A 12,987-nucleotide genomic window follows, 5' to 3' on the forward strand; every position below is an offset into this window, starting at 1 on the left:
GCCTAGGCCTTGGCCTTCTTCATGGCCAGTTCGTGCTTGGCCCCCTGGACCATCTTCACGGTGATGTAGATGGCCATGGCCGAAACGAGGCCCAGGATGAGGTAGGTGGCGATTTCGTTGCAGATGTAGCTGATCCCCGGGATGTAGGTGGGGAGGAGCTTGAGCAGGATGGAGATGCCGCAGCCGATGACCGCGAGGCCGAAGGCGATGCGGATGCCGTAGCCCTTGATGTACTTGGTGGCCACGGCGCCGACCTGCGCGCCCATGGCCGCGCCGATGAGCATGATGATGGCGGCCACGAGTTCGGTGCGGCCCTTGTAGGTGTAGGAGGCCGCGCCGTAGAGGCCGGAGATGGCCACTTCGAAGAGGTCGGTGCCGACGGCGACGTGGGTCGGGCAGCCGACGAGGTAGATCAGGGCGGGCATGCGGATAAGACCGCCGCCGATGCCCAGGATGCCGGCCAGCCAGCCGGTGAAGAAGCTGACGGCGATGGGCAGCCAGGCGGAGCAGTAGATGCCGGCCGCGGACAGGTGCACCATGGGCGGGATCTTGATCTTGTGCAGGGTCTTGTGCCACTCGAGGCCCGTCGCCAGCTTGTCCACTTCCTGTCCGGCGGCGATGGCGGCCCGTTCCTTGGCCTTGCGCTTGGCCACGTCGGCGAAGACCATCCAGGTGATGAAGGCGAGCAGCGCCAGGTAGATCCAGCGCACGACCATGTCGACCTTGCCGATGCGCTCGAGCCACATGATCATCTGCGCGCCGACCTCGAAGCCGGCAATGGTGCCAAACAGCATGATGAAGCCAAGTTTGTAGTCCACGTTGCCGAACTTGCCGTGGCGCATGGTGGAAATGAGCGATTTGCCGGCCATGTGCGCGATGTCGGTGCCGATGGCGAAGGCCATGGGGAAACCGAGGATGTTGAGGCCCGGGGTGACCATCCAGGCGCCGCCCATGCCGAAGAAGCCGCCGATGACGCCGACGCCGATGCCGAGGATGATGAGGCCGGGCCAGAAGATTTTGACGCCCGCGATGGGCATGAGGATATACAGCCAGTCCATGTCGTGCTCCTTTGCCTGTGGGCGTTATTCTAGTGTTCCGCCAGATCGCGGGATTTGAGGTCGATGCCGATGAAATGCATGACGATGTCGGCCAGCACGCCGAAGATCACGCCGATGAGCGGAATGAGGATGACGGTCAGGATGGTGAAGTAGAGGTGGGACTCGTTGTAGAGGTTGGCCCACCAGGCCATGATGCCGGTCAGTTTGCGCGTGTCGGCCACGATCACGATGGGCGCGCCGCCGCCGCCGGCGGCGAAGGCCGCGGCCGGGGCCAGGAGCAGAAACGTGGTCAATCCCGCCAGAAGCGCCTTCCATTTCGTAAGCATGTCAGCCCCCTTGGATGGTTAACGGATCACGAGCACCGAGCACGGCGCGTGGGTTGCGACACGGGAGGCGACGCTGCCGATCAGGAAGCGTTGCAGCCCCTTTTTCCCCTGGTGTCCGACGATGATGAGGTCGATCGCCTTGTTCTTGGCGTGGGCGACGATGAGGTCCGCCGGCGAAACGCCCTGCTCGACGATCACTTCGGCTTCTATGCCTGCAGCCTTGGCTTCGTCGGCGTATTGTTGCGCGGCGGCCTTGGTCGCTTCGAAGACCTTTTGCGTGACGGACTCGACGTCGAGATAGTCCCCGATATCGAAGTAGTCCTCGGCCACTGTCATGATGGACAGGGACCCTTCCAGTTTCTTGGCCATGGCGATGGCCTTCTCGAGCACCGTCCCGGCGAACTTCGATTGATCCAGAGCCACGAGAATCTTCATGTACCCACCTCCTTGAGTCGCGGTTATTCGCGTTTTGGCGCATGTGAACGCGCAGTCTTGAGCAAGGGGCGTGCCGGCGCAATTATCTCTTTGTTTTTAAAGGATTTTTAACTTTCGTGAAAAAAAGCGCTTGACAACGCGCACGGTGTTTTGCGCATTACAAGCGCCAGAACGGAGTGATCGCGCCATTCCCGCAACCGGGTTTCCGGCCCGTGGAGGATGCATGCTCAACCTCTTTCGGCGAAACCATCGCGCCGAGATTTCGGACATCTATGCCGAGGGGCTCTCCCAGTGGAGCATCCGCAAGAAGCTGCTCGTGTTCCTCGTGCCCGCCGCGGTCTGCATCCTCATGGCCACGGGCCTGATTCTCAATATTTTCTCGAATTATTACATTGAATTGGCCATCGGCCGCAGTTCGCTCATCCTCACCCTGGCCCAGGCGCGGGAGGTGGAGAGCCTGCTGGAAGGCTGTCGCGAAGACATCCTGTCCCTGGCCTACCGGCCGGTCACGCGGGAGCGTTTGCGCGATTTCATGGAGGCCTCGGCCTCGGCCCGGGGGGCGCTGTATGCGGAGGCCGCCTTCGTCGGTGAGGACAACGAGCGCCAGTTCGCCTTCATCCGCACCGACGAAGGCGTGGAGGAGGTGCCGGCGGAGGTGGCCAACAAGGCCCGCAACAGCCCGTTCGTGGTGTCGCGCAAGGCCCTGGAAAGCGCGCCGGGGCAGGTCTCCCTGTCCGACCTGACCGAGGTCTACTATCAGCCCACGGGGCTCGGCGTGGCGCCGCGCCAGCGCAGCCTGTCCGTGCTGCGCCTGTCCACGCCCGTGGCCGCGCCCGACGGTGGTGTTTCCGGCTACCTGATCCTGTCCGTGGACGCCCGGGCCGTGCGCAACGTGCTGTCACTCTACAACTCCAACCGTTCGCCGCTGTTGGGTTTCAGCCGCACCACGGAAAACCGCCAGAGCATCTTCGTGGACGAGCGGGGCTGGATGCTCTTCCAGTCCGAGAACGTGGACGAGCCCGCGCGGCCGCTGTCCGTGGAAGAGGTCAAGAGCAACCTGTCCGGCGACCACGGCAAGCCGGGTTACGATGGCGCGTTTCGCCCCGGGCCGCGCCACGAGGCCTTCTGGCGCATCCTCACTTCCCTGCAGCAGGGGCGTTCCGGCATGGAGCGCAGCGAGCCGGATTTCGGGCCGCCCAAGCTCGCTTCCAGCGAGGATTTCGTCGGCTACGCGCCGGTGCGTTTCAAGGAAGCCGGCGCGAGCGAGTCCCTCGTCGTCGGCGGCATCATCTACGTGGACCGCAGCCTCTTGCCCCGCGCGGCGGAATTCGGCCAGATCAACATCATGTTCCTGACGACGCTGGGGGCCATCGTCTCCCTGGCCGCGCTCATCGTGGTCCTGGCCGGCTTCATCACCAGGCCTTTGGCGCGACTGGCCGAGGCCGTGCGGCAGATGCGCCACGAGGGGCACCTCCATGAACTCGACCTGCCCGACAGCGACCTCGAATCCGCTACGCTCAAGCGTTCCATCAACCGGCTCATCGCGGCGGTGCTCTCCAAGGAAATGGAGTTGAAAGTCCGGGACGAGCGCTTGCGTTCGGTTCGCGCCAAGGAAAAAGTCCCGCTGATCGCGCCAAGATCGCGCAAGGGTTCGGATGGAGGGAAGCTCGAGGACCTCGTGGGCGAGGGCCCGGCCATGCTGCGGCTGCTCGAACGCCTCCGCAAGGTCGCGGCCACGGACGCCGACGTGCTCGTCATCGGCGAAACAGGCACGGGCAAGGAGCTCACGGCCGAAGCCATCCACCGCCTGAGCGCACGCGCGCCCATGCCGTTTATTTCCATCAATTGCGGGGCACTGGACGAAAACCTGCTCATGGACGCCCTGTTCGGCCACGTCAAAGGCGCATTTTCCGAAGCCAAAAGCGACCGCAAGGGCGCGTTTCTCGCCGCGGACGGCGGCACGCTGCTGCTGGACGAGATCGGCAACGCCTCGCCGCGCGTACAACAGGCTCTTTTGCGCGCCCTGTCCGTGCGACGTATCAGTCCGCTTGGCAGCGATGAGGAAACGGCCTTCGACGCCCGGGTTATCGCCGCCACCAACGTCAACCTCAAGGAACTCGTCGCCGCCGGGGAATTCCGCGAAGACCTCTATTACCGCTTGCAGGTCCTTGCCGTGTCCACGCCTTCCCTGCGCGAGCGCACCGAGGACATCCCCGTGCTGTCGGGCTATTTCCTGCGCCTGGCCGCGCGGCGCATGGGCAAGGGGGAGCTCAGCCTGTCGCGCGGCGCGCTCGACAAGCTGGAGGGTCATTCCTGGCCGGGCAACGTGCGGGAACTGAAAAACTGCATCATCCGCGCCGCCGCCATGGCCGAGCGCGACCTCATCCTGGCCGAAGACATCCACTTCGAGGACGAGGCCTCTTCCTCCTACCCGGCGGGCGAAACGCCCCGCGTCGAGGCTGCGGCGGAATCACCGTCCCTGGACGCGCCGCTCACCGGTCGCCAGCGCAAAGCCCTGCGCGCCCTGCTCGAGCACGGTCCCTTCACCCGTCAGGACTACCAGATCGCCGGCGGGGACGTGCCCCAACGCACGGCCCAGCACGACCTGCAGGACCTCGTGCGGCGCGGCATCCTGGGCAAGGAAGGACGCGGCCCGTCCACCCGCTACCAGATACGCCATCGCAGTGAGGCATAAGCGGCATTCCTTGAAATATCGCGGAAGATCAGAGGTATACGACGCATCAGGCCGGCTCTCGCTCGTGGCGCGCGCGCCTCGTTCAAGGAAGCGACCAGGACGAGGCTTGTTCCCGGGGGGCAAACGCTGCTAGAGAGCGCGTAAACCTCTGGAGGTGTCCCATGGTGGCGGAACTGATCGCACTGTCCTGCCTGTTGGCACTGGGGTTGGCCGCGCCGGCCAAGGCGTCCGCGGCGTCCCCTGCGGCGAGCGACGTCATCGAGACGTCCGGCGGGCCGCTTCGCATCCATTTCATCGGACACGCCTCGTTGCGCTTCGAGTACGACGGCAAAAACATCTACGTCGATCCCTTCGGCAAGATGGGCGATTACGCCTCCATGCCGCCGGCCGACCTGGTGCTGCTCACCCACGAGCATTTCGACCACCTCGACGCCGAGGCCCTGGCCAGGATCGCCGGGCCGGACACGCCGCTCGTGCTGATCGGGGCCTGCCTGCGGGCGCTGGGGCGGGGCATGGTGCTCGAAAACGGCCAGACCGCGACCGTGGCCGGGGTGCCCGTCGAGGCCGTGCCCGCCTACAACATCGTGCACATGCGTACGCCGGGCGTGCCCTACCATCCCAAGGGCCTGGGTAACGGCTACGTGCTCACCTTCGGCGACGTGCGCGTCTACGTGGCCGGCGACACGGAAAACATCCCGGAGATGGCGAACCTCAAGCACATCGACGTCGCCTTCCTGCCCATGAACCTGCCCTATACGATGACGCCGGAAATGGCCGCGGACGCGGCGCGGATGTTCGGACCCAAAATCCTCTATCCCTACCACTACGGCGAAACCGATCCGCAACAGCTCGTCGCGTTGCTCAAGGATTCGGGCATCGAGGTGCGGGTGCGGGAGTTGCGCTAGTCTTCGGGGTTTATCTTTGAAGGGGCAAATGCTACCTCACGAAACGGCTTTTGGCCGCCAAAGGAGAGCATCGCCCCCATGAACGTCCTTTTCGCCAACCTGGCCGGGGTCAAGGTCGATCCCGATGGCAAGGTGCGCCATTTCATCAAGGCCGGTTCCCGCTGGCCCATGACCATCGGCTACGCCAAATCCGTCGACTACTATCCCTTCCCCTTCTGGCTGGCCTACGCCCTGGCCCTTTGCAAGCGCGACACCGCCGCCTCCTGCTCGGGCCTCGACGGCGTGGTCATGGATCTCACCGACGTCGAGATGCTCGCGGCCGTGACGGACCGCAAGCCCGACCTGCTCGTCACCGAACTGGCCGCCCTGACCCTGGCCGACGACCTCAGGTTCCTGGCCGCCGTCAAGGAGGCCACGGGCTGCAGGGTTCTCGTCGCCGGCAACCACGCCACCGTGGCCGCCGCAGCGCTGCTCGAGGAAAACGACTGCCTCGATTTCGCGGCCATCGGCGAATACGAATTCACGGTCAAGGAAGTGGTCGCGGCGCTGCTCGCCGGCAAGGACGATTTCACGGGCATCGCGGGTCTCGTCTCCCGCAGGGACGGGGACGTGCTGGTCGCGCCCCGGCGCGAACTGCTGGCCGACCTCGACAGTCTGCCCTTCCCGGACCGCGAAGATTTCCCGGCCACCATCTACCCCGATTTCACGCTCTATTCGCCCTGCATCAACATCGTCTCCTCGCGCGGCTGCCCCTGCGGCTGCGTCTACTGCCAGGAGCGCCACATCATGTACGCCTCGCCGCGCTACCGCGCGCGCGACCCGGAAAAGGTGGCCGAGGAGATGGAATACTGCGTGAAACGCTTCGGCGCGCGCCAGTTCTATTTCGACGACCAGAGCTTCGTGGTGAAAAAGTCCCACGTGCTCGGCGTATGCGCCGCCATCAAGAAGCGCGGGCTCAAGGTACCCTGGACGGTCATGGGCGACGCCATGTTCGTGGACCGCGAGACGCTCGCCGCCATGGCCGACGCCGGCTGCATCGGCATGAAGTTCGGCGTGGAATCCGCCGACCCGGGCATTTTGAAGGCCATCGGCAAGCCGCTGGATCTCGACAAATGCCGCCAGGTGGTCAAATGGTGCCGCGAACTGGGCATCCGCACCCATGCCACTTTCTGTCTGGGCCTGCCCGGCGAGACCGAAGCCACCATCAAAAAGTCCCTGGTCTTCATGGAGGAGCTCGACGCGGACACGGCGCAGGTGTCCAAGGCCGTGCCCTATCCCGGCACGCCCATGTACGCCTGGGCCAGCGAGCACGGCTACCTCGTGGCCAAGGACCTGACGAGCTTCGACGGCATGGGCTCCTGCGTGGTCGGCTATCCCGATTTGCCCGCGGCGGAGATCGACCGCTGGTACGGCATCTTCTCCAAGCGCGTGGCCCGCAAGAAACTCTTCAAATACATGAGCGAGCCCGGCCAGAGCCTGTCCATCCTGCTGGAAATGGGCCGTCGCAAGGGCGTTATGAGCGTGCTCAAGTCCGCCTGGACGTTCGTGATGCGGGCGTTTCGGTAGGACGGGACGGGAAGAAGGAAGAATGCCTCCGGCGGCCGGGGGGAATCATTCCCCCCGGAACCCCCGGAAAGTTTAGATTGCGCCCAGCACGTCGGCCAGGGCGGAAGCGAAGCGTTTCAGGTCTTCCTGCTCGATGACGAGCGGCGGCAGAAGCCGCAGCACCTTGTCCTGGGTCAGGTTCAGGATGAAGCCGCGCCCAAGCAGCTTCTTCCAGACCTCGCCGCCGGGAAAGGTCAGCTCGATGCCGAGCATGAGCCCCATGCCGCGGATCACGGCGATCTTGTCCGGATACTGCGCGCGCACGTCCTCGAACAGCGCCTTGGCGAAATCGCCCATGCGCGCCGCCCGCTCGGCCAGCCGATCGTCCCGCATGATGGCGAGGGTCTTGGTCGCCGCCGCGGAAACCAGCGCCCCGCCGCCGAACGTCGTCGCATGGGAGCCCGGCACGAAGCCCGCCGCCGCCGCGTCCGTCGCCAGCACAGCGCCCATGGGCAGCCCGTTGGCCAGGGCCTTGGAGCAGGTGAAGACGTCCGGCTCCACGCCGTAATTCTGGAACGCCCAGAACCTGCCCGAGCGGCACATGCCGCACTGCACCTCGTCGCACATGAAAAGGATGTCCTTTTCCTTGCACAGGGCGGCCACGGCCGTGATGTATTCCTGCGGCAGCGGCAACACGCCGCCTTCGCCCTGGATGCACTCGAGCAGCACCGCCGCCGTCTTCGGCGACACGGCCGCGCGCAGGGCCACGATGTCGGCGGCGGGCACGGTGGTGAAACCCTCCGGCAGCGGGTCGAAGCCGAACTTGATCTTGTCCTGTCCCGTGGCCGTCAAGGTCGCCAGGGTGCGGCCGTGAAAGGAATGGGTCAGGGTGATGATCTCGTAGGCGTCGCGGTTTTTCACCGTGCGCATGTAGCGCCGCGCCAGCTTGATCGCCCCTTCGTTGGCCTCGGCCCCGGAGTTGCAAAAAAAGACCTTGCCGGCGTGGCAGGTGGTCTTGAGCGCCTCGGCCAGCTCGATCTGCTCGCGCTGGGTGAAGAGATTGCTCACATGCACCAGCTCGCGCGCCTTGGCGGCGATGACCTCGGCGATCTCCTCGCGGCAATGGCCCAGGTTGCACACGGCGATGCCGCCAAGAAGATCGATGTATTCGCGACCGTCGCAGTCGTAGAGGCGGCAGCCCTTGCCCGAGGCAATGGCCAAGGGGTACCGGCCGTACGTGTTCATGATCGCTGCCTGCTCCCGCGCCTTGAGCGCGTCGTACGCTTCGCTCATCACGACCTCCTTCGGTGTGGAATTCCGGGGGAGGGAACCTTTTTTTGCAAAAAAAGGTTCCCTCCCCCGGACCCCCACCTTCCAAAGAAACTCTTAAAGGGTGCTAAAGGGTATTCCCCCGCGAAATCCATTTCCCGCCGAGAGGGTCCGGGGGCATCATGCCCCCGGCCGCCGGAGGCATCTTCCCTCTCCCCGCTACACTTTCCCGCTATGCCCGAAGCCGCCGCTGCCGCGGCGGGTGTCGCCGAGTTCCTCCACGGCGATGACGACGGGTCGGACGACCGGCGCGAGGATGAGCTGGGCGATGCGCTCGTGGCGCGAGATGGTGCGGGGTTCGTCGGCGGTATTGAGCAGCCAGACGATGATTTCGCCCCGGTAGTCCGGATCGATGACGCCCACGCCCTGGGCCACGGTCAGGCCGTGCTTGGCCCCGAGCCCGGAGCGGGAATAGACGAACCCGGCCAGGCCCGGCGTTTCGATCTCGATGGCGATGCCTGTCGGGATGGCGGCGCGTGCGCCCGGCGCGATGGTCAGGGTTTCGTCGTCGATGTCGGCGCGCAGGTCCATGCCGGCCGAACCGGGCGTGGCCACGGACGGCGGATTGGCACGGCTCGACTCCCGGAGGAACTTGATGCGCAGGGCGCTGGTGGGGATGGACATGGCGAACCTCCGGACAGGCGATAGGCTGGCTAACGTAGCGTATTCGCTGCATTTGTAAATAAAATTTAATATGCCGAAATTCAAGGATTTTTTCAATCAAGCGCCAGGGTTGTGACATTTTGTCCCCGGCCTTGCCTTTTGGCATGCCTTGTGGGTAGATGCCGCACAAGGGCACGGACTGCGCGGCATGACGCGCCGCGGCGCGTTGCCTGGACAAAGGGGAGTATATGCAGCCGTTACGCGTTTACAGCGTTGTGCCGAAGTTGCCGGCCAAGCTCAAACCGCTTTGGGAGCTGGCCTACAATCTGCTTTTCGCGTGGAACGACGACATCGCGTCGCTTTTTGCCCAGGTCGACCGCAAATTGTGGCGGGAGTGCTCCGGCAACCCGGTGGGCTTCCTCAACCGCCTGCCCCAGAAGACCCTGGAGACCCTGGCCGAGGACGACTTCTTCGTGGAGCGGGTAAGCGACCTGCGCCAGACGCTTGCGACCTACCTGGCGCGCAAGACCACCTCGATTCCCTTTCCCGACCGCGACGGTCAGCCCGTCGTGGCCTATTTCAGCCTGGAATACGGCATCAGCGCCTGCCTGCCCGTGTATTCCGGGGGGCTTGGCATCCTCGCCGGCGACCACCTCAAGTCGGCCAGCGACCTCTGCGTGCCCCTGGTCGGCATCGGCCTGTGCTACCAGCAGGGCTATTTCCGCCAGTACCTCACGGCCGACGGCTGGCAGCAGGAACGCTACCCGATCTACGACTTCGAGCAGATGCCCCTGTCGCTTTGCAAAAACGACGGTGGCGAGCGCATCCTCATTCACGTGGATCTGCGCGGCGAACGCGTTTACGCGCAGATCTGGAAGGCGCAGGTCGGCCGCGTGGCGCTTTATCTCCTGGACGCCAATGTGCCCGAGAATCAGCCCGGCTCGCGCCAGCTCACCAACCGCCTCTACGGCGGCGACCTGGAAACGCGCGTGCGTCAGGAATACCTGCTCGGCATCGGCGGCGTCCGCGCCCTGGAGGCGCTCGAGCTCAAGCCCAAGGTCATCCACATGAACGAGGGCCATTCGGCGTTTGCCGGCCTGGAGCGCACCGCCAACTTCATGGACAAGCACAAGCTGTCCTTCGAGGCGGCCATGGAGCTTGTGGCCTCGAGCTCCATCTTCACCACGCACACGCCCGTGCCGGCAGGCAACGACCGTTTTCCGCCTGAGCTGATCCAGCTCTATTTCGAGGACTACGCCAAGCGCCTGGGCCTTGCCTTCAAGGTGCTGCTCGCCCTTGGCCGCGAGGACCCGCGCAACGACTCCGAACACTTCTGCATGCCGGTGCTGGCGCTCAAGCTCTCGCGTTTCAACAACGGCGTCTCCCAGTTGCACGGCGTGGTTTCGCGCCGGATGTGGAACCGTGTCTGGAACCAGTATCCGGTGGAGGACGTGCCCATCGGGGCCATCACCAACGGCGTGCACGTGCCGACCTGGGTCGCCCAGGACATGGCCGCGCTCTACGACCGCTACTTCGGTGCCAACTGGCGCGAGGATCCGGATACGGGCCGCGTGTTCGCCCAGACGCACCTGATTTCCGACGCCGAACTGTGGCGTACCCACGAGCGCCTGCGCGAGCGGCTGGTGGGCTACGTGCGCGAGCGGCTGCGCGAGCAGCTGCTTGCCCGCGGGGCCAAGCGCAAGGAGCTGCAGGCCGCCGAGGAGGTGCTCGATCCCCAGGCCCTGACCATCGGTTTCGCCCGGCGCTTCGCCACCTACAAGCGCGCCAACCTGCTCCTTTCGGACAAGGAGCGGCTGCTGAAGATCCTTGGCGACAACGCCCATCCCGTGCAGTTCGTTTTCGCCGGCAAGGCCCATCCCCACGACAACGAGGGGAAAAAGATCATCCAGGAACTGGTGCAGCTGTGCAACAGCCTGGAGTGCCGGTTCAACATGGTCTTCCTGGAAGACTACGACATGGAGATCGCGAGCTATCTCGTGCAAGGCGTGGACGTCTGGCTCAACACCCCGCGCCGGCCGCTCGAGGCCTGCGGCACCAGCGGTATGAAGGCCATGTGCAACGGCGTGCTCAACTACAGCACCCTGGATGGCTGGTGGGCCGAGGCCTGGAAGCCGGACAACAGCGTGGGCTGGGCCATCGGCCAGGGCGAGGAGTACGAGGACGGCGGCTACCAGGACTTCGTGGAGAGCCAGACCCTCTACAACATCCTGGAAAACGAGATCATTCCGACCTTCTACGACCGGGGCCACCACGGCAGCCTGCCGCGCAACTGGATCCGCAAGATGAAGGATTCCATCGCCCAGCTTGCGCCGCTCTACAACTCCCACCGCATGGTGGAGGACTACGCCCGCATCGCCTACGTGCCGGCGCTCGAAAACTACAACCGCCTCACCCGCGACGACTGCGCCGCGGCCAAGGACCTGGCTTCCTGGCGCATGGACATGATGACCAAGTGGAGCAACCTGGACATCCGCAACATCCGCGCCGACGAGCCCGAGCAACTCCATGTGGGCGACCCCATCCGCGTACGCGCCGAGGTGCATTTGAACGGCATCCGGCCCCAGGATGTGGAAGTGCAGATCTACGCCGGCCGGCTGGACTACGAAGGCAAGTTCGCCCAGCGCGAGACGATCGTCATGCGGCCCGTGGAGAGCATGGACGACGGCTGGACGGTCTACGTCGGCGAGATCGAACCTGCCGAGGCCGGCCGCTTCGGCTTCACCGTGCGCATCCTGCCGCACCACCCGCTGCTGCTCGACTCCCACTCCCTGGGCCTCATCCGCTGGGCGTCGGCGTAAGTTGGGAGTGGTGGAAGGAGAAGAGGGAAGAATGCCTCCGGCGGCCAGGAGGGGCCGAGGGCCCCTCCTGGACCACCCCGAAAGGGGGGAGGTAAAACGGTGAACAGCGCTGTATGATGCGGTAGTTCGGCGATAACAGGCGGCGGAGCAGGCTAAGTGGCCTCGCTCCGCCGTTGTCTTTCCAAGAGGAGAAGACGATGCGGCGTCAAATGGCGTGGCTGCTCTTGCTGCCGATGGTGCTGGCGATGTTCATTTGCGGAGCGACCGTGCTGGCACGGGCCGGGCAGGACGGCAATAAGGCGCTTCACGCGCAGCTTGCGGCTCTTTCGCGCGAAGCAGGGGGACGGCTTGGCGTGGCCTTTCTCGACCCCGCCACGGGCCGGCGTTTCGCCTTCCGGGGCGGGGAGCGCTTTCCCTTTTGCAGCACGTTCAAGCTCGTGCTCGTGGCCGCCGTGCTGCGCAAGAGCCAGGACGAGCCGGGCCTGCTCGCGCAGCAAGTGGCCTACGGACAGGGCGATCTCCTTGCCTGGGCTCCGGCGACGCGCAAGGCCCTGGAGCAGGGGCGGGCCATGACCGTCGGCGAACTGTGCGCCGCGGCGATTACGGTGAGCGACAACACCGCCGCCAATCTGCTCCTGGACAGGATCGGCGGGCCAAGGGCGCTTACGGCGTACGCGCGCAGCCTCGGCGATACGGCGTTTCGCCTGGATCGCCGCGAGCCGGAGCTCAACACCGCCGTGCCGGGCGACCCGCGCGACACCACCACGCCCGCGGCCATGGCGCGCACCGTGGAAAAGCTCGTGCTCGGCGACGCCCTGGCCGCGCCGCAGCGGCGGCAATTGGCGGACTGGCTCAAGGGCAACACCACGGGCGGCGAAAGCATCCGCGCCGGTGTTCCCGCCGGCTGGACGGTCGGGGACAAGACCGGCAGCGGCGCGTACGGCACGACCAACGACGTGGCCGTGCTCTGGCCGCCGCAGGGCGGCCCGGTGGTGCTGGCGGTCTATTACACGCAGCCGCGAAAGGACGCGCCCGCGCGCAAGGACGTCCTCGCCGCGGCGACGCGGCTGGTGCTTGCCGGTCTGGGGTACGTTTCGCGGTAAGCGCCGTTTTGGGTAGTGAAGCCGCAATAAAACCGGGCCAGCTCGTTGGAGGCGGCACGATATAACTTATCTTATCGCTCAGCCGCAAGAGAGTCTCCGGCACGCAGGGGGCACGGCTCGCAGTGATGCGTTTGATACTGGTGTCGATGCAAAAGAGAAGGCAATCTTG

The 12,987-nt window shown here is 65.2% G+C and carries 10 protein-coding genes; 5 read left to right on the forward strand and 5 right to left on the reverse strand.

Going from position 1 to position 12,987, the window contains the following annotated elements:
- Positions 1–2 precede the first annotated feature (2 nt).
- From Q368_RS0101995 to Q368_RS0102005, 3 genes are read right to left on the reverse strand one after another with little or no spacing between them, the layout of a single operon-like run.
- Entirely contained in the window at positions 3–1,058 is a 1,056-nt protein-coding gene (locus Q368_RS0101995) for a sulfite exporter TauE/SafE family protein (protein WP_029457062.1), read from the reverse strand.
- A 29-nt stretch (positions 1,059–1,087) separates the two neighbouring features.
- Complete coding sequence (locus Q368_RS0102000; RefSeq protein WP_029457063.1) at positions 1,088–1,384, reverse strand: DVU0150 family protein; 297 nt, start codon at positions 1,382–1,384, stop codon at positions 1,088–1,090.
- 18 nt (positions 1,385–1,402) lie between these two features.
- Positions 1,403–1,819: a universal stress protein gene (locus Q368_RS0102005; protein WP_029457064.1), complete on the reverse strand. Its 417-nt coding sequence runs from the start codon at positions 1,817–1,819 to the stop codon at positions 1,403–1,405.
- A gap of 223 nt (positions 1,820–2,042) precedes the next feature.
- On the opposite strand from Q368_RS0102005, the gene Q368_RS0102010 reads away from it, so the two are divergent.
- The 3 genes from Q368_RS0102010 (at position 2,043) to Q368_RS0102020 (ending at position 6,985) form a co-directional block, all read left to right on the forward strand.
- A complete protein-coding gene (locus Q368_RS0102010) occupies positions 2,043–4,514 on the forward strand; it encodes a sigma 54-interacting transcriptional regulator (RefSeq protein ID WP_029457065.1) in 2,472 nt (823 codons plus the stop codon).
- Positions 4,515–4,675: 161 nt separating this feature from the next.
- A complete protein-coding gene (locus Q368_RS0102015; RefSeq protein WP_029457066.1) occupies positions 4,676–5,419 on the forward strand; it encodes an MBL fold metallo-hydrolase in 744 nt (247 codons plus the stop codon).
- Between the two features lie 78 nt (positions 5,420–5,497).
- Positions 5,498–6,985 (forward strand): B12-binding domain-containing radical SAM protein, encoded by a 1,488-nt coding sequence (locus Q368_RS0102020; protein ID WP_029457067.1) that lies wholly within the window; start codon positions 5,498–5,500, stop codon positions 6,983–6,985.
- A 72-nt stretch (positions 6,986–7,057) separates the two neighbouring features.
- Here Q368_RS0102020 and Q368_RS0102025 read toward each other — a convergent pair whose 3' ends face one another.
- Positions 7,058–8,257, reverse strand: a complete 1,200-nt coding sequence (locus Q368_RS0102025; protein ID WP_029457068.1) for an aspartate aminotransferase family protein — start codon at positions 8,255–8,257, stop codon at positions 7,058–7,060.
- A 195-nt stretch (positions 8,258–8,452) separates the two neighbouring features.
- Positions 8,453–8,917: a dUTP diphosphatase gene (dut, locus tag Q368_RS0102030; RefSeq protein ID WP_029457069.1), complete on the reverse strand. Its 465-nt coding sequence runs from the start codon at positions 8,915–8,917 to the stop codon at positions 8,453–8,455.
- Positions 8,918–9,144: 227 nt separating this feature from the next.
- Here dut and glgP point away from each other — a divergent pair, with 227 nt between their 5' ends.
- Together glgP and bla are read left to right on the forward strand one after the other, a co-directional pair.
- Complete coding sequence (gene glgP, locus Q368_RS0102035; RefSeq protein WP_029457070.1) at positions 9,145–11,715, forward strand: alpha-glucan family phosphorylase; 2,571 nt, start codon at positions 9,145–9,147, stop codon at positions 11,713–11,715.
- Positions 11,716–11,924: 209 nt separating this feature from the next.
- Positions 11,925–12,818 carry a class A beta-lactamase gene (bla, locus tag Q368_RS0102040; protein ID WP_029457071.1) on the forward strand — a complete coding sequence of 298 codons (894 nt, stop codon included), beginning with the start codon at positions 11,925–11,927 and terminating at the stop codon, positions 12,816–12,818.
- Positions 12,819–12,987: the final 169 nt, after the last annotated feature.

The organism is Solidesulfovibrio alcoholivorans DSM 5433 (assembly GCF_000702665.1).
Lineage (GTDB): Bacteria > Desulfobacterota > Desulfovibrionia > Desulfovibrionales > Desulfovibrionaceae > Solidesulfovibrio > Solidesulfovibrio alcoholivorans.